Raw genomic sequence first — 20,578 nt, forward strand, 5'->3', positions numbered from 1 at the left:
TACATCTTTAACTCATACACTTTCTTAAAATGGCTGAAACCCTAACTCCTGAACTGCAATCCCTGAAAGCTTCACTACAAGATAAAGGGGTTAAATATGCCCTTGCCAGTTTTGTCGATATTCACGGAATGTGTAAGGCAAAGGCAGTTCCCTTGTCTCACTTTGGGCAAATGATGGCAGGCTCAGAGCTATTTACTGGAGCAGCTTTGGATGGTGTGCCGCAGGCTGTGAGTGATGAGGAAGTTTCTGCCCGTCCTGACCCCGATTCGGCAACTATTTTGCCCTGGAATTCTGAGATTGCCTGGTTTGCCAGTGATTTGTATCTACAAGGAAAACCCTTTGATGCCTGCTGTCGAAGCATTCTCAAGAAGGTGTTGGCAGAAGCGGCTGAAATGGGTTTCACCTTCAATATGGGGATTGAAACTGAGTTTTTTATCCTGAAGGAAACGGCAGATGGACGGGGGGCACCTGTCAGCGATCGCGACACGCTAGCAAAACCCTGCTACGACCTACCCGGACTGCTCGATAACTTTACCTGGGTGCAAGAGATTGTCGAAGCAATGAATCAGCTTGGTTGGGATGTCTACTCCTTTGACCATGAGGATGGCAACGGGCAGTTTGAGACGGATTTTACTTACTGCGATGCCCTCAAAATGTCCGATCGCCTCACCTTCTTCAAACTTATGGTGAAAGAAATCGCTAAAAAACACGGTTATTTCGCTACCTTCATGCCTAAGCCTTTCGCCGATCGCACAGGTAGCGGCGCACACTACAACATGTCGCTGGCAGATGTCAAAACGGGTGAAAACTTGTTTGTTGATGCTGATGATCCGCGTCGCTGTGGCTTGTCAAAGCTAGGTTATCAGTTCACTTCAGGCGTTCTCAGACATGCTCAGGCAATCTGTGCAGTGATTGCGCCCACCGTTAATAGCTATAAACGACTGGTGCCCAAGGGCAGTATGTCAGGCTTTACCTGGGCACCTGTGTACATTTGCTATGGCAATAATAATCGCACCAACATGTTGCGAATTCCGCTAGGGGGCGGACGAGTGGAATGTCGAGCAGCTGACATTTCTAGCAACTTATATTTAGGTGCGGCAATGATTCTGGCGGCAGGACTGGAGGGAATTCGGGAAGGTCTTGATCCGGGTGAACCGCATACCGAAAACATGTACGAATATTCGCTCAAAGAATTGGAGGAGAAGGGAATTAAGTTTTTGCCACGCACCTTGGGAGGGGCGATCGCCGCCTTTGCCGCCGATCCGCTCAGCAAATCGGTAATGGGTGATCTGATGTATCAAACCTATGTTGACTTCAAAACTCAGGAATGGGAGGAATACCACAGTCACGTTTCTGATTGGGAAATTCAGCGTTACCTGAAGTTTTTCTAGAGGAAAAATTGAATGCAGTCTGCTATCTATCCCCAACCCCGTGAAGCAGTTCCCAATCCCCATTTGTCGTCCTTCACTGCATTCATCGCGCAGAAAAACGGACAGTTACAGACGTGGTTTGGTTCAATTCCACCTAGCAGTTTGGTCTTACTTACCAGTTTTGCAGCACAGGCAGGAACGGCGACCTCTAAGCAGCTTTTTGATGTACTCAGTCCGATTGGAGCGGCATTTATTTGTAAGGCGATCGCCGCAGTATTGATGCTGCTCATCTGGCGACCCCGGCTGCAAAATCGAGGATGGGGAGATTATGTTTTGGTTGCAGGGTTGGGAGTGGCGATCGCTGGACTCAGTTTGGCATTTTATGGAGCGATCGCCCGCATTCCTCTAGGCATTGCCTCAGCTTTGGATTTTGTAGGTCCGCTGAGTGTGGCTGTCCTGGGTTCACGCCGCTTGCTCGATCTAGTATGGGTGATTTTAGCAGCAGCGGGAGTCCTGTTGCTCACGCCGCTTAGCGGTGCTTCTCTCGACCCACTGGGCGTTACTTTTGGATTACTCTCAGCTAGTTCTTGGGCTGGCTTTATTCTGCTCTCTGCTCCAGTTGGACGAGCTTTTTCAGGTGGGTCAGGACTATCGCTGGCAATGGCGATCGCTACTCTGCTCATGTTGCCCCTCGGCATTCATGCAGGCGGTAGCGCTCTGCTGAAACCTAGCATTCTCCTGTTGGGTCTTGGCATTGCTGTCCTCGGCGTTATATTGCCCTATTCTTTAGAATACAAAGCGCTCAAATGCTTACCGCCAAGAGTCTACGGCGTTTTGATTAGCATAGAACCTGCCATCGCTGCGTTGGTCGGACTGTTGTTTTTGGGGGAACAGTTGGAGCTTCGGAGTTTGGTGGCGATCGCAATGGTTACAACGGCAGCAATTGGTGTAACGCTGTTTGGCAGAAACCCTAGAAACTCTTAGGACTCACTTTGCAGAGTAATGGTAAAAGTTGCGTTAGTCACAGGCGGAAATTCAGGGATTGGGCGAGCAACAGCACTATTGTTTGCTCAAAAAGGATACGCTGTGGCGATCGCCGCTCGTCGAGTTGATCTGTTGGAAAAAGTGCAGCAAGAGATTGAGCTAGATGGGGGAGTGGCGAAGGCGATTGCCGCTGATGTCACCGTTTCCCAGGATGTGAAACAAATGGTAGAAACCGTTCTAGCAGAATGGGGACAAATTGATGTCCTGATACACGCTGCTGGCATCGCCCCCGCTGGTACGATTCTGAAAACCGACGAAGCAACCTGGGATCAGGTGATTAACACCAATCTGAAAGGAACCTTCCTTGTAAATCGACAGGTATTGCAGCACATGAGCGATCGCAGCACAGGTTCAATCGTAAATGTTGCTTCTGATGCCGGAATTTTGGGCTGCCGTGGACTAGCAGCCTACAGCGCCTCTAAAGGCGGAGTCATTCTATTGACTAAATCAATGGCAATGGATCATGCCCGTAAGGGTGTGCGGATTAATGCCCTCTGCCCTGGACCAGTCGATACGCCGCTAACAGCAGACCTTCCCACAGAAGAAGTTGCACACTGGCAACAGGTGCTACCGATTCCCCGTATGGCAACCGCGCTCGAAGTCGCAGAAGCCGCTTACTTTTTAGCCCATGCCGAGTACGCAATGGGCAGTTGTTTAGTTCTCGATGGAGGAAACACAGCCGGTGGCGCAATCTAGTCTTAGTACCCCCAACATTCAACCCTCTGTTGCACCCAGACGGTATCTTAAACCGTCTGTGTTTTGGAGCATTCGCCAGGGTTTTCCGCGTTGGTTAGCAATCTTACTTTCCGCTATTGCTTTAGCAATCCCACTGACTGCCTGGACGGTAATTAGCTATGCGGGATGGGTCACTCCGATCTTTTTGCCAACGCCTACGGCAGTCATTCAATCCGGGATTGCATTGTTCCAGGACGAACTCACTGTTGATGTTTTGGCAAGCTGCGGTCGGGTTGCGGCAGGCTTCCTGGCGGCAGCTGTGATTGGTGTACCGGTTGGAATTGCAATGGGTACTTTCTACAGCATGGAAAGTTTGTTTGCCCCCATTGTTGGCACTGTCCGCTACATGCCCGTCTTAGCATTTGTTCCATTAGTGATTATCTGGTTTGGCCTAGGCGAAACCTCCAAAACAGTCATCATCTTTATGGGAGTAGTGTTTTACAACGCCATCATGGTTGCAGATGCAGTCAAATTCATTCCCAACGAGATGATTAATGTAGCTTACACGTTGGGTGCAAATCGGTTAGATGTGTTGTTTAGAGTGATTGTTCCAGCCGCTTTCCCAAGTGTTTTAGACACGTTGCGAGTCAATATCTCTGGAGCCTGGAACTTCTTAGTATATGCAGAATTGGTAGCGGCACAGAACGGTTTAGGCTTCAAAATTCTGCAGGCACAACGGTTTTTGCAAACTGAGAAAGTATTGTTTTGTATTGCCGTTATTGGCTTGATTGGTCTAATCACAGACTATCTGCTCAAGTGGCTCTCAAAGCTTTTAACTCCGTGGGCGGATGCAACTCGGCATTGAGAATTTAGTGAGATTTTTCTTGTGAGATCAATTCATTGTGTCTGTAGAAGTGGGTTGACAGATTAGATTTTTAAGGAGCGATCGCTTTATGACATTAAACTTGAATTTGAACAGCACTGCCTTAATCCTGGTAGACATGCAGGGGGGACCTGTTTTTGGCGGCGGTACACTTCCCCATACAAGCACAAAAGAAACTTTGCCCAATGCAAAACAGGTACTAGCAGCGGCTCGTGCAGCCAAACTGCCAATCATTCACTTTAAAGAAGTGCATCGAAAAGAAATGGTGGACTTTGGACGAGAATTAGATGGCGCTGAACCTGTTCACTGCCTGGAAACCTGGGAAAGCACCAATTACTATTGGGAACTAGCACCAATTGATGGCGAGTTTGCCATCTCTAAACGTCGCTATAGTTGCTTCTTTGGCACTGACCTAGAAATTTTGCTGCGTGGCTTAAAGGTCGATACGGTGGTTTTAATGGGCGGCATGACAAATGTATGTGTGCATTACACCGCAGCAGATGCCCATCAGCGTGACTATCACTTTCACGTAATTGAAGACTGCTGCTCTGGCTCCGACTGGGATGCCCACTGGGCTGCCCTCACCGCAATGGAGTACTTGCAAACAGGTGCCCGTATTTTTCACACTGACTTTGTTGAAGCAGTAACGGGAGAGCGATCGCCAGCTTTGCAAGAATCCCTCTAACTTTGAAAGTATTTGAAAGGTGATGCGTATCTCCTATGAGGGCGTAGCATTCGGGCAAGGATTTTTGGTTTATTCCAAGGTTTATTTGCCGAATGCTGCGCCCTACGTGCGTTTGGCTAAAGTTGGCTTTTTAGACTTTTTGGGTGCGATCGCTCCCTTCATCCCATTACCCAAATCTCTACCACCAGCGCAGTTGCAGATATCCTCGCTCTGGACGGCTCAGTTCCTCTTCAGTCATCCAGTCCACCAGTTTGTAGGTGCCGAAAACATGATCCCACCAATCGACCGCTAAGCCAAAGTTGTGGTGCCACATACCGTACTTGTGGTGGACATAGTGAACGGGCATTTTCATCCAAAAGCACTTTGTAGGGTTTTCGTGCTGGAGTTGGTGAGCATAAGCAGAAAATGCCGCATAAGCCAATGCACCCAAAAGCCAGCCCATCCCCGCTTCAAACGAGAAGAAGAAGAGCAGCAGCATAGCGATCGCACTGCCCTTTATATAGTCCAAAAATTCCCATGCCACGCCCTGCCCCTCATTGCGCTTGTGGTGATCGAGGTGACGCGCCCCAATTTTTTGAGGTGAAAGATGCATGATCCGATGCATCCAGTATTCGACAAAGCTAGCGAAGACAAACGCCGCGACGAAAAAAGCGATCGCAACCATAAAATTCATTTCCTGTCACACCAATTCGTAATTTGACACAACCTACAGATAAATTGTGCCATCTTCGCCCGAATTGCCGCATCCGAGCCAAGCAACATCCTCGCTACTCACCGATGCGAAGCGCGTTATGCCACACATCCACAGTTCCTTGCGGAGGGGGCTTGGGGGACGCGCTTCGTCCCCCAATCGGGGTCTGGGGAAACCCCCAGGACAGACTGGAATTGAGAGACATAAAAATTGAGGATTAGAGATTGGCATCAGCCAAGGAGCAGAATTAAAGATCTACTCCTTGGCTGACTTATTCAGAGCAAAAGATTTCGCCTCGGAAACACAGCAAATTTTTAATGAACAAGCTCAAAGCCTTAAAAATCAAGAGTTTTCTTATACCCGACCTTTTTTGTCGGGTATGTTTGACGGGTTTTGTGGCCCATGTTACTATCAGACCAACATCAGGTGAGGAAAGCCTCTAGCCCTCGCCAGGACCGATTTCTACCGATGTCGAAAACTTGCTGTCGAGGACGCTAACTCATGACCCAGGCAATTCAAACCCAAACTGCTCTATCTTCTGCCGCTACCTTTACCGCTCTGAAGTGTAAAGAATGCGGCGAAGAGTACGAACTTAAGGCTACTCACGTTTGTGAGTTCTGTTTTGGTCCACTCGAAGTCACCTATGACTACAGCAAACTGAGCCAAACTGTTACTCGTGAAACCATTCAGGCGGGGCCAAACTCCATTTGGCGCTATCGTCCCTTCCTCCCGGTTGAAACCGACACCCCCATTGATGTGGGAACCGGGATGACTCCTTTGGTGCAGGCAAACCGCTTAGCCCGTCGCCTCGGTCTAAAGAAACTGTTCATCAAAAACGATGCGGTGAACATGCCCACCCTCAGCTTTAAGGATCGGGTGGTTTCAGTAGCGCTGACCCGTGCCCGCGAACTGGGTTTCTCAACGGTGTCCTGCGCCAGCACTGGAAACTTGGCAAATTCTACAGCGGCGATCGCTGCCCACGCAGGACTAGACTGCTGCGTCTTCATTCCCGCTGACCTGGAAGCCGGTAAAATTCTCGGCACCCTGATTTACGGACCCACTGTGATGGCGGTTCAGGGCAACTACGACCAGGTCAATCGCCTGTGCTGTGAAGTGGCTAACTCTCACGGTTGGGGCTTTGTCAACATCAATTTGCGCCCCTACTACTCTGAAGGTTCCAAGACCTTGGGTTACGAAGTTGCAGAGCAGTTAGGCTGGCAGTTGCCCGACCACATCGTCGCGCCCCTTGCTTCCGGTTCTCTGTTTAGCAAGATCTACAAAGGCTTCCAGGAATTCATCAAAGTCGGTCTGGTAGAAGAAAAAGCCGTTCGCTTTAGTGGTGCACAAGCTGAAGGCTGTTCCCCCATTGCTCAGGCATTCCGGGAAGGTCGGGATTTTGTTACCCCCGTGAAGCCCAACACGATCGCTAAGTCGATTGCGATTGGTAACCCTGCTGATGGCGTTTACGCAGTCGATATTGCTCGCAAAACCAACGGCAACATTGAGTCCGTCAACGACGCTGAAATCATCGAGGGAATTAAGCTACTAGCCGAAACCGAAGGTATCTTCACCGAAACCGCAGGCGGCACTACCATTGCTGTACTGAAGAAGCTGGTCGAAGCAGGCAAAATTGACCCTGAAGAAACTACCGTTACCTACATCACTGGCAACGGGCTGAAAACCCAGGAAGCAGTACAGGGTTATATCGGTGAACCGCTCACGATTGAACCTAAGCTGGACAGCTTTGAGCGTGCTCTAGAGCGTTCTCACACGCTAGGTCGGTTGGAATGGCAACAGGTCTTGGTTTAAGCTAATTCCAAGCAAGGAAACTACTTCGTATTAGGGCAAAGCACTCAGCAGGTAAGCTGTTGAATTGAATGCGGAAATTTTCGCCTAATGCTTTGCCCCTATCACTCAATACTCATCATTCAAATCTCCAAATCTCATCATGGCTGTCAAAGTTCTCATCCCTACTCCATTGCAGAAGTTCACTAAAGATCAGGCAGCGATTGAATGCGATGGTGGCACAATCACGGAATTGCTCGATTCTTTAGAACAAAATTTCCCTGGCATCAAAGCACGACTGTGTGACGATCAGGGTGAACTGCGCCGTTTTGTTAATTTCTACGTCAACAGCGAAGACATTCGCTTTTTGGATGGCAAGCAAACTTCCCTAAGCGAAGGGGATGAAGTTAGTATCGTTCCAGCAGTGGCTGGCGGCTGAGACGTTTAGAAGGCAGAAGGGCTGTTCTCCAGTGGACTGAGAAACGGGGTAAAACCCTTTTCAGGTGTCCACTGGATCGCGCCATCATGCCCCGTCCAATAGGTGGCGATCGCCTGTTCGCGTAGTCGCAGCGCCGTATTGGGGTCGATAGAATAAGCAGAGGCGATCGCCACCCGATTATCAATTGCAGACAAAAGGTCAGGGCGCAGAAACTCACCTGACCACCACAAGACTTGTGCTGGAGTCAGAATCTTTTCGGTTAGAAGCCGTTGGTGTTCGGCAGATGGCTCCAGGTTTTGCAGCAATAGCCACTGCTGATCCCCAATATTTAGCTGAAGTGCAACGGGATCGGCATTGAGCAGTATTGCAGAAATAGAACCTAGCGACACAGCCTGACCTACAGGTAGCGGCGATTTTGGCTGCGAGGCGATGAGGCTGGGTAAAGTTTGACCTGCTGTTGCATCTGGGGTTGCAAAAGAGGTGCTGGCTGTTGTCTCTGGGCTACTGTAGAACGTTTGAATGGGTAGGTCAGCCAAAACTCGATCCCACCCTGCTTCACCCGGATTGGGATCAGTTGAGATGGCCCAGTTAATCTGATTAACTCCCTGTTTTCTCAGGAAAGGCAAGACTGTGAAGTTGACGTTCTCCTCATCACCACTATTGATTAGTCCGACCGACCCCCGCTCTTGAACGACCAGAACGGGTGTCCCAGAGGTAGACAAAACGGTCACTTGAAACAAATTGGTGTAGCGAAACCAGAGGGGAATCGCAACTAAGCTGAGTCCAATAAGAAAGGCGATCCACCAGTATTTTTGTCCCCGTCTCCACGCCCAAACTATGACGATTAGGCTGTAAAGGGCGATCGCCTGAATTACTGAAATCGTCCCGGTGGCAAAAGAGTTTCCAGGGAGCTGATTGCAAAATTCTGCCAGAGTAACCAGTGCATGCAGTGGATAGTAAAGCACTGCACCCAAAGCACTTCCGGCAGTTGACCAGAATAGAGCAGCCACAGCACTGATCATGCCGCCAATACTAATCAAGGTAATCAGCGGCGTAGCCAGGACGTTCAGCAGAATGCTGTAGGGAGAAACTACGCCAAAAGCATAAAGCTGTAAGGGCAATGTCCAGAGGTAGGCAGCAAGCGGAACGGCAATCAGGGTGGCGATCGCAGGTGGCAACCAATCCAGCCTTTGCGTCAGCGGTGGAACGGTAACAATCAGTCCTAGCGTTGCCAAAAAACTCAACTGAAAACCCAAATCCCAAATCCACAGCGGGTTTACTAGCAGCAAAATGGCAGCGGCAAGCAAAATGGAACTTAGCGGTCTGACCTTGCGCTCTGTAGTCAGAGCAATCAAGGCGGCCGTTCCCATTACAGCTGCTCGCAGGACAGAAGGCTGCATTCCGGTGAGTCCGGTATAGAGAATCAGAACTCCGAGTCCAAAGATCAGCCGCGCCCGGTTAGGCAGCTTTTGCGTCAGAGTTAGCATCACTCCGACCAACAGCGACACCTGAAAGCCAGAAGCCGCCAGCGCATGAGCTAGCCCCACACGAGAAAACTGATCTTGAACGCTGTAGGGCAAATCTACCCCATTGCGCCCCATCACCATTGCGCTGAGCAGTGGACCTTCGGGTACACCCAGCCATCGTACCTGTGACTGTACAATTCTTTCGCGGATCAGCCACCATCCCCAGGGCGATCGCCCCTCTCCTTCAGGAAAGTCAATCTGTGTACCAGTCAGTCCAGCAAAGCCGCCCTGTCGTGCCAAATATTGCTCAAAGTTAAAGCCGCCAGGGTTCTCGGCAGGTTTGGGTTTGTACGGAGTGCCCGTAACAGCGACCACCTGTCCCGTCGTTAACCCAGTCCCTTGCAGCAGCGGTACAGTAACGTAAAGTTTTCCTGTAACGGGCTTTCCGGCGTTTGCACTGGTTTCATCGCTAGTAATTTCGCTCACCTGAGTGACGTTTAGCCAAAACCGTACCTTTTGCTTACGGGTGAGTTGAGGTGGCGTATCAATCTTTCCTTGAACGGTGAGAAGTTGGGCAGGAGCCGTAGGGTCAAAGTCGCTGATCTGGTTGCTGATGTCTGACTCTTTCACATCTGGCAAGCGTAACTGAAAGTAAAACGTTGCCAGCAGTCCAACTAGTCCCGCCACTAGCCAGAGCCGCGATCGTGGCCCAGTCTTCCAAAAGCGGGGCAATGTGAATGAGGCGATCGCACCCGTTAAGAGGAGAGCGATCGCCCCTAAAGGAATTCCCCCAAACTGACCCGGTAGTGCAGTTAACAGCAATCCCAGAATGTACGCCAGACTAAGAACAGCACCATTTACAGCAGCCATAGATGCTGACCCCCACAACTCTTCCGCTAGTTAACCCAAAACCATTTGGGAATCTAGCTCAAATGGACAAACCCAACTTTAAGCCAAAAACGGCATGGAGAAACAGCACACAGAGAGCCGCAGTGCCTAAGTAGGCATGGAGGGTGCGAAGGGAAGTTTTCTTGGCAAACCCAGTGGCAGCGATCGCCCCATTCAACCCCAACAACAGTACGGCAGCCGAACCAGTCCAAAAATGTGGGCTTTCAAAGATCGGTTGATTCTGCATCACCAAGGACAGAACACCACCTGTATAACCTGCGGCAATGAAGGCAAACATCAGCGGAGCTAGCTTACGGTGGTCAGAACGGCTCTTCACAGCGACGGCTTCATCGGTGGCAGCCCTACCACGCCAACCTGCCAAACCGACAAAGCTGCCCATTACAAATACAACAATCCCCATCATTAAGGGATGCCCCCAATGCACAATCGGCTCAGGCATTCCAAAGTCGCGAAACCAGGCGGCGATCGGCTCTAACAGATCTCTGATACCTGACATCCAGTTCTCCTCTATTGCTCAAACTACGGCTTTAACGAGCATTGCCTTAATATTTCTTAAAGACATTCTATGAGATCTATCTTGTCAGAAGGAAGCTAATTGATAGAGCAATCCAACCTGTAGGAACGTGAAATTTCGCCTGGAAACTCAATAATCCTTAGGAATGGAAATCAAATAAACTGTACATTTTGTGGGATGGGCATCTTGCCCGTCCAGGCGGGTGAGACACCCACCCCACAAGTTATTTAATCCGCAATCCTGGCCTTTCGCAGAGACTGTGATCTGTTGGGTCTTGGGATATATCTCGTTTTTAGAGCGATCGCCTGTTCAACAAGAGTTCACATCTCCAATCGTGATTCCCAGTTAAAGCCGATGGAGTTCGCTTGTATCATTAAGAAATAGCACTTTTGCAGCAGAGAATTTCTAGCTCTACTACCACGCCTACTTCTAAAGAGAATTTCTAGCTCTACTACCACGCCTACTTCTAATCGAATAGAAAACAGCGATGACAGAAAGTAACTTACCTGACCGTGTGACTTGCTTAGAAACAATAGCTGAAGTGACCCTGCTAGCCGTTCAGCAGCTAGGTATACAGCAGCGTGAAATGCAAAAAACCTTAACAGATAGCATCCAAGACTTGCTCGGCATGATGAATGAGCAGCGAGGGGACATGGCTGAAATACGAGGTCTACAGCCCGAAAATCGCCAAATTCTTGACATTTTGCTGAACCGACAAAATCCTGAAGCGTAGTTGGCGATCGCCATAGAATAAATATCTCCTGTAGGGGCTTAGCATTCGGCAGATGTCCATCTCGATGTACCGAAAGTCATTGCCCGAATGCTAAGCCCCTACGAGGAATCGAGCTACAGGTTAGACTTCTCAAACATTCCTTAACACCCTTAATTCAGATTCTCAGTCTCACTACTTTATCGAGCCGTAAACAGGAAAGGTGTTGCACAATAGAAGTCAGCTTCCTCGTTTAATTCACTTAAAAGCTCCTATGTCTACTGCGCTGACTGATGCTCAAAACCTGCTGTCTGATCTGATTGGGCGCTATCGTTCTCAGGTCGATTACTTGTCAGTTCGGTTAGAAGAGGCAGAAGGGACAGATATTCTCCTACGCGGCGACAAAGTAGAAACGTTGAGCGAAGGAATTTCGGTGGGCGGGCAAGTTCGAGCTTGCTTCAAAGGGGGTTGGGGTTTTGCTAGCTTCAATCAGCTTTCGACTTTGGCAGAGCGAATTGAAGAGGCGATCGCCGCTGCTCGTCTAGTCGGAGATGAAGAAACGCTGCTAGCGCCAATTGAGGCCATTCAAGACACTCGCCAACTACCGCTCACGGGAACCGATCCTCGTCACATTTCATTGGCTCAAAAAAAAGCACTGTGCAATCACTATGCTGAAATTCTTAGAAGCTTTGACAGCCGCATCGCTACCACTTCAGTACGGTATGGAGATAGCGCTCAGCGGGTGATTCTAGCAACTTCAGAAGGCACCCTGATCGAGCAATCTTGGGTTGATTTAGAAATGCGCTTTGCTGCAACTGCCCGGAACGGTGAAACGGTGCAAACGGGGCGTGAAACCACAGGCTCTCGTAAAGCCTATGAAGATTTGGAAAATCTGGACGAGCAGGTTACAAGTTCTGCACAGCGGGCGGTAGATGCGCTGGTATTGCCTGCGGTGAAAGGCAATACTTACACCGTGGTAATTGACCCGATTCTGTCAGGGCTGTTTGTGCATGAAGCATTTGGGCATTTGTCGGAAGCCGATATGGCTTACGAAAATCCTGATCTGCTGGAAGTGATGACGTTGGGGCGGCGGTTTGGTCCAGCAGGGCTACAAATTTTTGATGGGGCAGCACCAGGTGGTCATCGGGGCAGCTATTTTTATGATGATGAGGGTGTTCCAGCGACCACAACTCAGTTGATTGAGGATGGCGTGTTAGTTGGGAGACTCCATTCACGAGAAACAGCGGGCAAGCTAGATGAAGCGCCAACAGGTAACGCACGCTGTTTGAGCTATCACTATCCACCCATCGTGCGAATGACGAATACCTGGATTGAGCGAGGTGATACGCCCGTCGCCAATCTATTTAACGGCATTCAAGAAGGCGTGTACGCCCGCAACTGGCTGGGCGGCATGACCAATGGTGAGATGTTTACCTTCACCGCTGGGGAAGCCTGGATGATTCGGAATGGGGCGATCGCCGAACCCGTTCGAGATGTCACGCTTTCTGGCAATGTGTTTAGCACCCTGAGCGATATTGAGGCGATCGGTGACGACTTTTACTGGGATGAGTCGGGTGGCTGCGGCAAAGGCGGACAAAGCGGACTTGCGGTGGGTTGTGGTGGTCCCAGCCTGCGAATTCGTGATGTTGTGGTAGGTGGCGAAGCAGAATAGCTGGCTACTGCTCTTATTGATGAATTCTTAAGCTCTACACTTACAGTCATTTTCCGATAGGTGAGCCATAGCGTAGGGGCAGTTCGCGAACTGCCCCTGCAGGGATTTGTGGTTTATCCAAGTGGAAATTGCCGTAAGGTTCAAACCCTTATTTCTAATATTTCTAAACTCTCAGTACTTATTCTTCAGATCTCAGAGCTTAGGTTTAAGTCCTGTACTTCTATTCTTAAATATCCGGATCTTAAATCTAGTACCTGCTCAAAATCTGCTTTTTTTCGGTATATTAAGTTGTTCCTCAACAGAACGCCTTTTGAAAGAGTAACGATGTGTTTTTAACAAAGTACAAATGAAAGTAGGAATTTTAACCTATCATCACACGACAAACTATGGTGCAACTTTACAGGCATACGCTCTGCAAAAGGCTGTTAAAAGTAGGGGACATAGCTGTGAGTTAATCGACTATCGACCCGTTGCCGCCGTTAAGTTTTATCGAAAAGATATTTATCCTATTCGCGCTAGCAAACATTGGCTAAGATGTGTAGCAAAATCTTGGAAGATGGCAAGATTTCTACGATCTCAAACTCAGTTAAGCAGAGATAAGGTTTACACCAGAGATAATATAAAAGCCAAATTTCAACATTATGATGCTGTCATTGCAGGTAGCGATGAAGTTTGGAAGATCAGGTCAGTTCGTGGGTACGATCCCTCATATTTCTTGGATTTTATCTATAAACCAAATACTCTTAAAATCAGCTACGCTCCTAGTTTTGGGAATTTAGATGCGCTAGGTGCAGAACGAGAGGAAATTTGTCGTCTCATTCATGATTTTGACTCACTCTCGGTGCGAGATACAAACAGCTTGCAGTTGCTTAAGAATGAATGTAACAAGCAGGCAACACGAGTGCTTGATCCTACATTTTTGACTAATTACGAAGACATTCTTCTTAAGCCCCGTCTTAAGAAGGATTATCTGTTGATTTATTACGAAACTAGACTAAAGAAAGAACAGGAATCGTTTATCAAGGAAGTGGCTCGCATCAAGAAGTTGACCATTGTCTCTATCGGGTATTACAACCAGGTTGCTGACATCAATTTGGTTGGTGTTAGCCCGCAGGAGTGGTTAGGTTATTTTGCTAATGCCTCTTACGTCATTACAAACTTCTTCCACGGAACGGTATTCTCTATTATTTTTAGGAAACCGTTCACCGTATTTAGCAATAAATACAAAGTGCGTAAAGTATTGGATTTGTTGAATCATTTAGGGTTGGGCGATCGCATTATTTTGGCTGAAGCCGAGTCTGAACTAGTTCCCGACAATTACTTAGAGATTGATTACTCTCCTATAATCCCCAAGCTGGACTTAGAGATTCAGAAATCTCAAGACTTTTTGTCTACCGCCTTAAGTTCAAACTCTGCATCAACGGTTCAGGAGCTTTGAAGTGCGATCGCCAGCTAACCCTTGTTTGCACCAAACAGAATAGCAAAGCTACTTTCAGTTCAGAAATATCTGCCGCCGGTGACGCTCACCGTTAGACAAACATTTTTCTGCCTGTTAACCCACGAGCGAGGTTGTCAAAAATACCAGTCCGGCTGCACAGATGGCTAAACCGGAAAAGCGGATGGCTGTCGGTTGACCGGGAGTTCTTTGAAGAATGGCTCTACCGATTTGCTGGGCAACTGCGGCGATGCCAAACTGAATTAGCGTGAAGCCTGCTAGGTAGGACAGGATAGGGGCCATTTCTGCACCGATGACTGCTTCACCGTAGGCATAACCGTGGAAGAGTCCGGCGATCGCCCCTAATTGCACCATCATCAGCAAATTCAGATTCTTCTCAAATAGCAGCATTGCGCCAAATGCTACGACTGAACCAGCAATCACTAACTCAGAAGCAGGCAGGTTCACTGATGCTAGGTGCAGACTGGTTCCTAGCATTGCAGTAAGCAAAAACGCGGCAACAACAAAAATTCCCCGTGCTTGTCTGGCGGCAATCAAACCAATTGCAATAACAAAAATGAAATGATCCAGCCCAATCACGGGGTGCCCCAGCCCTGAGAGAAATCCTTCTACAAAATTAGTTGGAGCCTTGCCGCCAAAAGGGTGGTGAGCCATTGCCGGAAGCGTTGTGGCTAACCAACTCAACCCGGTGAGTGAAACAACAGCCCACAGACGATTTAAACTTTGAGTCGATTGAGTGGATGTGGAACGCAGAATTGCCATAATCTGTACCTCGCAGATAAACAAAGGCAGATCATCGATGGGTATTCTGGCTGGAAGTCAAAAGCTGGCTTCTTCACAGTTGCGAGACAGCGACGGATTTGCACCGTTGCCTGGTGCGATCGCAGGCATGACTTTCCCCAAACCCGGTATTTCCAATAAGGGCAAAACCTTAAGAATTTAACCGATGGCTTCCAGGAGGTGATTCCCCCTTAGATCGATGAAGCGAAGCAATCATATCACTGTTCATTTACTGAAAAGGACAGCTTTAAAATTCTTGTTCAATCTGCAACAGTTCTAACCCAGCCTTAGAGTGAGTGATCGGTGGGAGGCGCATTTCTCTAGAATGCGCCTCCCACAAGCTGCCTGGGCTTGCTATTGCAGGATCTCCTCTAGTTTGTGCTGCTCCCAAAGGGTCTGGTATAAACCTGATTGTGCTAGCAGTTCAGAGTGCTTGCCCGATTGAACGATCCGTCCCCGATCCATTACCAGAATTCGATCGGCGGTTGCTGCTGCCGAAAGCTGATGGGAAATGAAAATGACGGTTTTGCGACGGGTGCCTTCAGAGAGATTTTTGAGAATTTCGGTGGCGGTCTGGTTATCTACGCTGGAGAGCGAGTCATCCAGGATGAGAATGGGGGAATCGACTAACAGCGCTCGGCTTAGAGCTGTGCGCTGGCGTTGTCCACCGGAGAGCGTGATTCCACGCTCTCCCACAACGGTTTTGTACTGCTGCGGAAAGTTGAGAATTTCGGGGTGAATTTGGGCTTGTTTAGCAGCGTATTCAACATCGTCTTGTTCGGCTAGCGGGTCGCCATAGCGGACGTTGTTTTTGATGGTGGTGCTAAACAGGAAGCTATCTTGAGGGACGTAGGCGATCGCCGCCCGCAAGTCTTTGAGCCGCACCTGGGTGATGTCATAGCCATCGACAAACAGTTGCCCAGGCGCAATGTCGAGCAGGCGGGGCAGAGCATTCGCCAGAGTGCTTTTGCCAGAACCGATTGGACCCACTACTGCGACCGTTTCTCCAGGTTTAATCGCAAAGCTAACCGCCTCCAAAGCCGGAACTTTGGCACCGGGGTAGGTATAAGTTAAGTTTTGAGCGCTCAACCAGCCTTTCACCTCAGATCGAGGGAGTGAGATTGCGCCTGGTGCATCCTGCACTTTTGGCTCAACCGTGAGAATCGATTCGATGCGGTCAATGCTGACCTCACCTCTCTGGTAAGCGGTGATCGTAAAGCCTAGCAGAGCAGTGGGAAACACGAGCCGCTCAACGTAAAGCAGCAGCGCGATAAAATCTCCGATGCTAATAATGCCATCCGCGATCGCCCCTGCCCCTGCTCCCAGAATCACCAGCAAACTGATGCTAGCCAATCCACCCAGCAAGGGAAATAACGTATTTCGAGTTTTGGCTAACTTCAGGTTTGCCATCAAAAGCTGTTGGTTAAACTCCTGAAAGGCACGACGTTCATTGTCTTCCTGAGCGTAAATCTTGATCAGCGCCATGCCGCTCATGTCTTCCTGAATCAGTTCGCTGAGGCTAGATGTTTCTTCCTGCACCTGAAGCTGCTCGTTGCGAAGGCGATTACTAAAACTCTGGACGAGAAACAGCATGATGGGATAAACGGCGATCGCCAACAAGGTCAACCGCACATTGATCCCCAACATCACGGGCAGCGTGAGTGCATAGGCAAAAACCGTATTTGCCAAACTCAATACGGCAAACCCTAACAGCCGCCGAATGTTATCTACATCACTGGTGGCTCGACTAATTAAATCTCCAACCGTGTTGTTTGCAAAGTAGGCAGGCTCCAGCTTGAGCAGGTGATTGAAAATCTTTTGCTTCAGGTCAAACTCCACCTGCCTCCCCACCCCAAATAGGAGAATGCGCGAGGACATTCGCACCACCCACATTCCTGATGCCAGCACCAAAATCAAAATGACGTAGTTCAAGATTTGTCTGAAACTGAACGTCACCTGAAGATCGTCAATGCCGTTACTAATCAGGATGGGAATGTAAACTCCTAGCGCATTAACGACTAGCAGCGCCAGAATTCCTAAAGTAGCCTGTCGCCAGTGAGGGCGCAGGTAAGCAGACAGTTTGCTGAGTTGAGAACGAGCCATTGTAGAGCGCAAGGTAGAGCAAGGCACAGCCCGCCCCAAAGCGAGCTACTGCTTCAACCATCGTAACCGAGTCAGCGCTGACTAGATTCCCATTGGGTTAGACAACCAGCCTCGTAAGAAGTAGTAAATCGAAGTCAAGTATTCATCGACAACGCGAGTTGTGAGAGCCAGCGCATCGACACTGGGAACAAAATCTGCAATTCTCAACGTAAAGTCATCGCTACCTGGCAAGGAAAGGGCAGAAAATTCTGTTGGTCTGGGAATTACCGCCACATCTAACCGCCCAAAAGTGGAACTAGCTCGACGAATGCTCACAGCAGAACCAACTAGGACAACCGAAGCATCATCGTTGTTGATTCCCCGGTCTTCTAAAATCTCCACCACTGCCTCAGCACTGGTGCGGGCACCGGCACTCTCGGAATCGATCACAATTCGGTTGCTAGGTACTCCCGTGCCCGCCAGCAGGTTGGTAATGGACTGCACTTCATTCGTATCTTCCCCTTCACGGTCTTGTAGCCCAGCACTGACGATTACCAGTGGGTTACTTCCTGCTTCCTGATAAAGCCTTGCTGCATAGAGTAATCGAGGGGTCAAGTTAGTACTGATGCCATCCTCATCTAGCTCAGTTCGAGTCCGGTAGGAGGAGTCGAGCAAGCCTGAGCTGTCTCCTAATACGACGATTGCCTGGGCTGAAGTCAAAGCAGGAATATTGTCATTAGTAGCAAATGCCTCGGCAGACCGCTCAGATTGGGAAGTTAACCAGTAGGCTGTCAGGGGCAGACTGGAAAAGAGCAAAATTAACGCTGCTGCCAAAACCAGGTTTCCCGCAACTGCTTTGATCCCTGAGCGCATCGCACTAAGCAATAGTAGAAGTGATAGCCCAAGGGGTTTTAGCGGAATTGACAAAATTTGCCAGACAGCCCCTACCGTATCGTCAGTTGGGTTGAGAAAAGCCAGGATGACAAAAGTAAAAATCAACAGTCCTCCCAGCCAGGTCAAATAGATTCTGGGAATGACGTTGAGAAAAATGCGCCAGAGAATGATACCAATCAGTGCCCAAAGTAAAATTCGGGTTAGCAGTTCGAACATTGCTGCCTTATCCTTATGTCATCTTGCGTAATCGTCTGGTTACTGCTTTACCTGAGATGAATTTGAGCATCGAGGTGAAGTTCCCTGACTTCAGTTCATCCTGTTAATCAGTAACACTGCTGTCTGTCAAGCAATTATGGCAATAGATAGCCATAGACTGCTTCAAATATGCAGAATTTTACTCAAAACCTACTCAAACCATACAGTTAATTTCTAGAGAATTAACAGCTCTGAAGCTAGTAGTTGCGTTCGTTTTGAGAGATTAGACTCAAAAGTAGCAGAGCAAGGAAACGGGCGGTTATTAAAGTGAGTTAAGACTGACTTAATGCAGCTCAGGATCAATAAGTGAATTTTTGTAACAAAATATTAAAATTCTTTGTAAGAGGGATTGAGAAAGTCTCATAATTCTCTGATAGAGATTGCTTGAGTTCTATTAAAGTCTTGATTTGGATCTGTTTTTGACTCTCAAGACAGTCTCAAGTTTAGTGTTGAGCTATTAAAGTAAACTCGATAAGGTAACGATTAGGAGCGATCGCGGCAATGGGTTTCATCAAAAAAATTATCGGCAACCTCCTGGCCTTTCTAGGCGGTTTATTTGGTTCCTTTAGCAAAGTTTTGGGGTTAAAGAAATCTGGTTATTTCCTTGAACTGGATGAGTCCAAGGAGGAGCCACAACCCTCTGCACCTGCGAATACTGTTTCTACTGCTGCCTCCAATGGCGCTTCTCCTAAGCCGGAACCCGCCAAGTTAGAACCTGCCAAGGTACAGCCTACGCAGCCTGCAACTAAAACTGCTCAGATCAGCGCGGTTGAGCAAAAGGCACCTGATACTTCTGTGCCTGAGTCTAAGCCTGCAGTTCCACTCAATACTCCTCAGCCTGTACCTACTTTTGCGCCTAAGTTTCTCATGCCTACTGCCAGTCAAAACGGTCGCCGTCGTCCTGGTCCTAGCATGGGCTACTTCTTGGACATGGCAAAGAAAGTGAAAGCCTGACCGCAGTATTGAGAAACTTTTGTTGACAAAATAATTTGAAGATGGAGGGCTGAGCACTGTTCAGTCCTCTTTTTTAAACTCATTTAGGCGATACCGTTTCTACACGAAGCCGCTTATTTGGGAGACATGCGGACTGCAGAAGAATTGGTATTAGTAAGCTTTAATGGCCTGTTTCATGAAGAATGGGCTGTTTCATGCAGGAAAATCAGGCTGCTGTAGAGTTGAAAAGCTGGGTCCCAATTGCTTTCAGCTTTGCGCAGTAATCCAACATGGGCATTAAGACCACCTACCAGATCGAGAGGGTCAAGGGCTGTTTCAGCGAAAGGAGTAAAATCAGCCCAAAGGGGAACTTCTGTCAGGTTGTGATCTAGAAAACCAAGCAGACTGTTCCAGTTGATCCGATTTGTGACCTGAAGTTTTTTTACCTGAGTTTGATCAGCCTGAAAAGGAATACCCTGCTGAAAATGATAAGTGGTGTCACAGATTCTCAAAATACAATTGCGCCCTGGTAGGTGCAGGTCACAAATCTGAGCATAATCTTGAGTTTGCTCTTTGCGCTTGAGCCGATTACGGGCATCGAGATCGACCACATCTTCAAAAATCGGCAGTCGTCCTTCAACTCGTCGCGTCACCTCAGACCAGTTGAACGTAAGAGCGCCAAGTTGATCTGCCTCATTTTGACAAACTACCGTAGGTTGGGGATCAGCCGTTTTGAAATAGTGGACGCGAAATACCCGAATCTTAGCGATCGCCTGCAAATTCATCCAGAAAACTGGAATTCCACTTTGCCGTAGCTCCTGCCCATAGACTTGAATTTCAGCCGCAGAGCCAACTCGATAAAGCCGCCAGCCTCGGCTCGGCAAATGCAGCTGAGCCGTGTAGGGGTCAAGCTTCATAATGCGAGCAAAATTGTGAACTGCAGGTGGTCTAGTTGCGCCATTGATTGGCTCTAGCACCAAAAAGGCTGATCCTGTATTCGTCGGATCTGCCTTTGCCTGAGCGATCGCCTCCTGCCTGCTTTCCTGAGTAGCTGCCTGCAAACGCTGTAACCCTTGACGAGCTTGAATTGCAAGTTTAGGATTCGTCGTTTCCTTTAGCAGTTTCCGATAAATCGCCTCAGCAGATTCCGATTCTTCAGAAACCTCATGCAGCCGAGCCGCATAGAACAGCACCCCCGGATGATTAGGAGACTGCTGCAACAGTGGTTTCAGTAAACGAGCAGCCGTTTGATAGTCCTGACGGTCAAAAGCAGCAGCGATTTGCTCAAGCATGGCTATTGGGCCAGTGGGGTGTGTTTTTAGCTTAGTACAGGGAT

The 20,578-nt window shown here is 48.7% G+C and carries 19 protein-coding genes; 12 read left to right on the forward strand and 7 right to left on the reverse strand.

The features are described 5' to 3' along the window. Positions 1-29: 29 nt before the first annotated feature. The 5 genes from glnT (at position 30) to H6F88_RS15600 (ending at position 4,657) form a co-directional block, all read left to right on the forward strand. Complete coding sequence (glnT, locus tag H6F88_RS15580) at positions 30-1,391, forward strand: type III glutamate--ammonia ligase (protein ID WP_190643675.1); 1,362 nt, start codon at positions 30-32, stop codon at positions 1,389-1,391. Positions 1,392-1,403: 12 nt separating this feature from the next. Next, complete coding sequence (locus H6F88_RS15585) at positions 1,404-2,354, forward strand: EamA family transporter (RefSeq protein WP_190643676.1); 951 nt, start codon at positions 1,404-1,406, stop codon at positions 2,352-2,354. 18 nt (positions 2,355-2,372) lie between these two features. Next, complete coding sequence (locus H6F88_RS15590) at positions 2,373-3,110, forward strand: SDR family NAD(P)-dependent oxidoreductase (RefSeq protein ID WP_190643677.1); 738 nt, start codon at positions 2,373-2,375, stop codon at positions 3,108-3,110. Next, positions 3,097-3,954 carry an ABC transporter permease gene (locus tag H6F88_RS34030; RefSeq protein WP_347277703.1) on the forward strand — a complete coding sequence of 286 codons (858 nt, stop codon included), beginning with the start codon at positions 3,097-3,099 and terminating at the stop codon, positions 3,952-3,954. Before H6F88_RS15590 ends, H6F88_RS34030 begins: the two co-directional genes overlap by 14 nt. Before the next feature lie 88 nt (positions 3,955-4,042). Continuing rightward, positions 4,043-4,657 carry an isochorismatase family cysteine hydrolase gene (locus H6F88_RS15600; protein WP_190643679.1) on the forward strand — a complete coding sequence of 205 codons (615 nt, stop codon included), beginning with the start codon at positions 4,043-4,045 and terminating at the stop codon, positions 4,655-4,657. Between the two features lie 178 nt (positions 4,658-4,835). Here H6F88_RS15600 and H6F88_RS15605 read toward each other — a convergent pair whose 3' ends face one another. Continuing rightward, the gene (locus H6F88_RS15605; protein WP_190643717.1) at positions 4,836-5,321 is read right to left on the reverse strand and encodes a sterol desaturase family protein; all 486 of its coding nucleotides are present in this window, start codon (positions 5,319-5,321) and stop codon (positions 4,836-4,838) included. 528 nt (positions 5,322-5,849) lie between these two features. Here H6F88_RS15605 and thrC point away from each other — a divergent pair. Further along, entirely contained in the window at positions 5,850-7,157 is a 1,308-nt protein-coding gene (gene thrC, locus H6F88_RS15610) for a threonine synthase (protein ID WP_190643680.1), read from the forward strand. A gap of 139 nt (positions 7,158-7,296) precedes the next feature. After that, positions 7,297-7,572, forward strand: coding sequence for a MoaD/ThiS family protein (locus H6F88_RS15615; protein ID WP_190643681.1), 276 nt, complete (start codon positions 7,297-7,299; stop codon positions 7,570-7,572). Between the two features lie 5 nt (positions 7,573-7,577). On the opposite strand, the gene H6F88_RS15620 is transcribed toward H6F88_RS15615, so the two are convergent. Then, positions 7,578-9,908 carry a ComEC/Rec2 family competence protein gene (locus H6F88_RS15620; RefSeq protein ID WP_190643682.1) on the reverse strand — a complete coding sequence of 777 codons (2,331 nt, stop codon included), beginning with the start codon at positions 9,906-9,908 and terminating at the stop codon, positions 7,578-7,580. 58 nt (positions 9,909-9,966) lie between these two features. Continuing rightward, positions 9,967-10,443, reverse strand: coding sequence for a DUF4079 domain-containing protein (locus tag H6F88_RS15625; protein WP_190643683.1), 477 nt, complete (start codon positions 10,441-10,443; stop codon positions 9,967-9,969). Between the two features lie 505 nt (positions 10,444-10,948). Here H6F88_RS15625 and H6F88_RS15630 point away from each other — a divergent pair. The 3 genes from H6F88_RS15630 (at position 10,949) to H6F88_RS15640 (ending at position 14,280) form a co-directional block, all read left to right on the forward strand. Continuing rightward, positions 10,949-11,194 carry a hypothetical protein gene (locus H6F88_RS15630; protein WP_190643684.1) on the forward strand — a complete coding sequence of 82 codons (246 nt, stop codon included), beginning with the start codon at positions 10,949-10,951 and terminating at the stop codon, positions 11,192-11,194. Positions 11,195-11,444: 250 nt separating this feature from the next. After that, positions 11,445-12,842, forward strand: coding sequence for a TldD/PmbA family protein (locus H6F88_RS15635; RefSeq protein ID WP_190643685.1), 1,398 nt, complete (start codon positions 11,445-11,447; stop codon positions 12,840-12,842). Between the two features lie 346 nt (positions 12,843-13,188). Next, on the forward strand, positions 13,189-14,280 hold the full coding sequence (locus H6F88_RS15640; RefSeq protein WP_190643686.1) for a polysaccharide pyruvyl transferase family protein: 1,092 nt from the start codon (positions 13,189-13,191) through the stop codon (positions 14,278-14,280). A gap of 114 nt (positions 14,281-14,394) precedes the next feature. Here the strand turns inward: H6F88_RS15640 and H6F88_RS15645 are convergent, their stop codons facing one another. Then, positions 14,395-15,060, reverse strand: coding sequence for a HupE/UreJ family protein (locus H6F88_RS15645; RefSeq protein ID WP_190643687.1), 666 nt, complete (start codon positions 15,058-15,060; stop codon positions 14,395-14,397). 37 nt (positions 15,061-15,097) lie between these two features. Here H6F88_RS15645 and H6F88_RS15650 point away from each other — a divergent pair, with 37 nt between their 5' ends. Continuing rightward, the gene (locus H6F88_RS15650) at positions 15,098-15,241 is read left to right on the forward strand and encodes a hypothetical protein (RefSeq protein WP_190643688.1); all 144 of its coding nucleotides are present in this window, start codon (positions 15,098-15,100) and stop codon (positions 15,239-15,241) included. 191 nt (positions 15,242-15,432) lie between these two features. Here H6F88_RS15650 and H6F88_RS15655 read toward each other — a convergent pair whose 3' ends face one another. Both H6F88_RS15655 and H6F88_RS15660 read right to left on the reverse strand, forming a co-directional pair. After that, entirely contained in the window at positions 15,433-17,181 is a 1,749-nt protein-coding gene (locus tag H6F88_RS15655) for an ABC transporter ATP-binding protein (protein ID WP_190643689.1), read from the reverse strand. 81 nt (positions 17,182-17,262) lie between these two features. Then, the gene (locus H6F88_RS15660) at positions 17,263-18,270 is read right to left on the reverse strand and encodes a YdcF family protein (protein WP_190643690.1); all 1,008 of its coding nucleotides are present in this window, start codon (positions 18,268-18,270) and stop codon (positions 17,263-17,265) included. 540 nt (positions 18,271-18,810) lie between these two features. On the opposite strand from H6F88_RS15660, the gene H6F88_RS15665 reads away from it, so the two are divergent. Continuing rightward, entirely contained in the window at positions 18,811-19,263 is a 453-nt protein-coding gene (locus tag H6F88_RS15665; protein WP_190643691.1) for a hypothetical protein, read from the forward strand. A 173-nt stretch (positions 19,264-19,436) separates the two neighbouring features. Here H6F88_RS15665 and H6F88_RS15670 read toward each other — a convergent pair whose 3' ends face one another. Continuing rightward, positions 19,437-20,534 (reverse strand): tetratricopeptide repeat protein, encoded by a 1,098-nt coding sequence (locus tag H6F88_RS15670; protein ID WP_190643692.1) that lies wholly within the window; start codon positions 20,532-20,534, stop codon positions 19,437-19,439. Between the last annotated feature and the right edge of the window lie 44 nt (positions 20,535-20,578).

Source organism: Oculatella sp. FACHB-28 (assembly GCF_014696015.1).
GTDB lineage: Bacteria > Cyanobacteriota > Cyanobacteriia > Elainellales > Elainellaceae > JAAUTN01.

Coding starts and splice junctions, on each gene's coding strand:
- glnT (WP_190643675.1), top strand. CDS start 30: ATGGCTGAAACCCTAACTCCTGAACTGCAATCCCTGAAAGCTTCACTA.
- H6F88_RS15585 (WP_190643676.1), top strand. CDS start 1,404: ATGCAGTCTGCTATCTATCCCCAACCCCGTGAAGCAGTTCCCAATCCC.
- H6F88_RS15590 (WP_190643677.1), top strand. CDS start 2,373: ATGGTAAAAGTTGCGTTAGTCACAGGCGGAAATTCAGGGATTGGGCGA.
- H6F88_RS15600 (WP_190643679.1), top strand. CDS start 4,043: ATGACATTAAACTTGAATTTGAACAGCACTGCCTTAATCCTGGTAGAC.
- H6F88_RS15605 (WP_190643717.1), bottom strand. CDS start 5,321: ATGGTTGCGATCGCTTTTTTCGTCGCGGCGTTTGTCTTCGCTAGCTTT.
- thrC (WP_190643680.1), top strand. CDS start 5,850: ATGACCCAGGCAATTCAAACCCAAACTGCTCTATCTTCTGCCGCTACC.
- H6F88_RS15615 (WP_190643681.1), top strand. CDS start 7,297: ATGGCTGTCAAAGTTCTCATCCCTACTCCATTGCAGAAGTTCACTAAA.
- H6F88_RS15620 (WP_190643682.1), bottom strand. CDS start 9,908: ATGGCTGCTGTAAATGGTGCTGTTCTTAGTCTGGCGTACATTCTGGGA.
- H6F88_RS15625 (WP_190643683.1), bottom strand. CDS start 10,443: ATGTCAGGTATCAGAGATCTGTTAGAGCCGATCGCCGCCTGGTTTCGC.
- H6F88_RS15630 (WP_190643684.1), top strand. CDS start 10,949: ATGACAGAAAGTAACTTACCTGACCGTGTGACTTGCTTAGAAACAATA.
- H6F88_RS15635 (WP_190643685.1), top strand. CDS start 11,445: ATGTCTACTGCGCTGACTGATGCTCAAAACCTGCTGTCTGATCTGATT.
- H6F88_RS15640 (WP_190643686.1), top strand. CDS start 13,189: ATGAAAGTAGGAATTTTAACCTATCATCACACGACAAACTATGGTGCA.
- H6F88_RS15645 (WP_190643687.1), bottom strand. CDS start 15,060: ATGGCAATTCTGCGTTCCACATCCACTCAATCGACTCAAAGTTTAAAT.
- H6F88_RS15650 (WP_190643688.1), top strand. CDS start 15,098: ATGGGTATTCTGGCTGGAAGTCAAAAGCTGGCTTCTTCACAGTTGCGA.
- H6F88_RS15655 (WP_190643689.1), bottom strand. CDS start 17,181: ATGGCTCGTTCTCAACTCAGCAAACTGTCTGCTTACCTGCGCCCTCAC.
- H6F88_RS15660 (WP_190643690.1), bottom strand. CDS start 18,270: ATGTTCGAACTGCTAACCCGAATTTTACTTTGGGCACTGATTGGTATC.
- H6F88_RS15665 (WP_190643691.1), top strand. CDS start 18,811: ATGGGTTTCATCAAAAAAATTATCGGCAACCTCCTGGCCTTTCTAGGC.
- H6F88_RS15670 (WP_190643692.1), bottom strand. CDS start 20,534: ATGCTTGAGCAAATCGCTGCTGCTTTTGACCGTCAGGACTATCAAACG.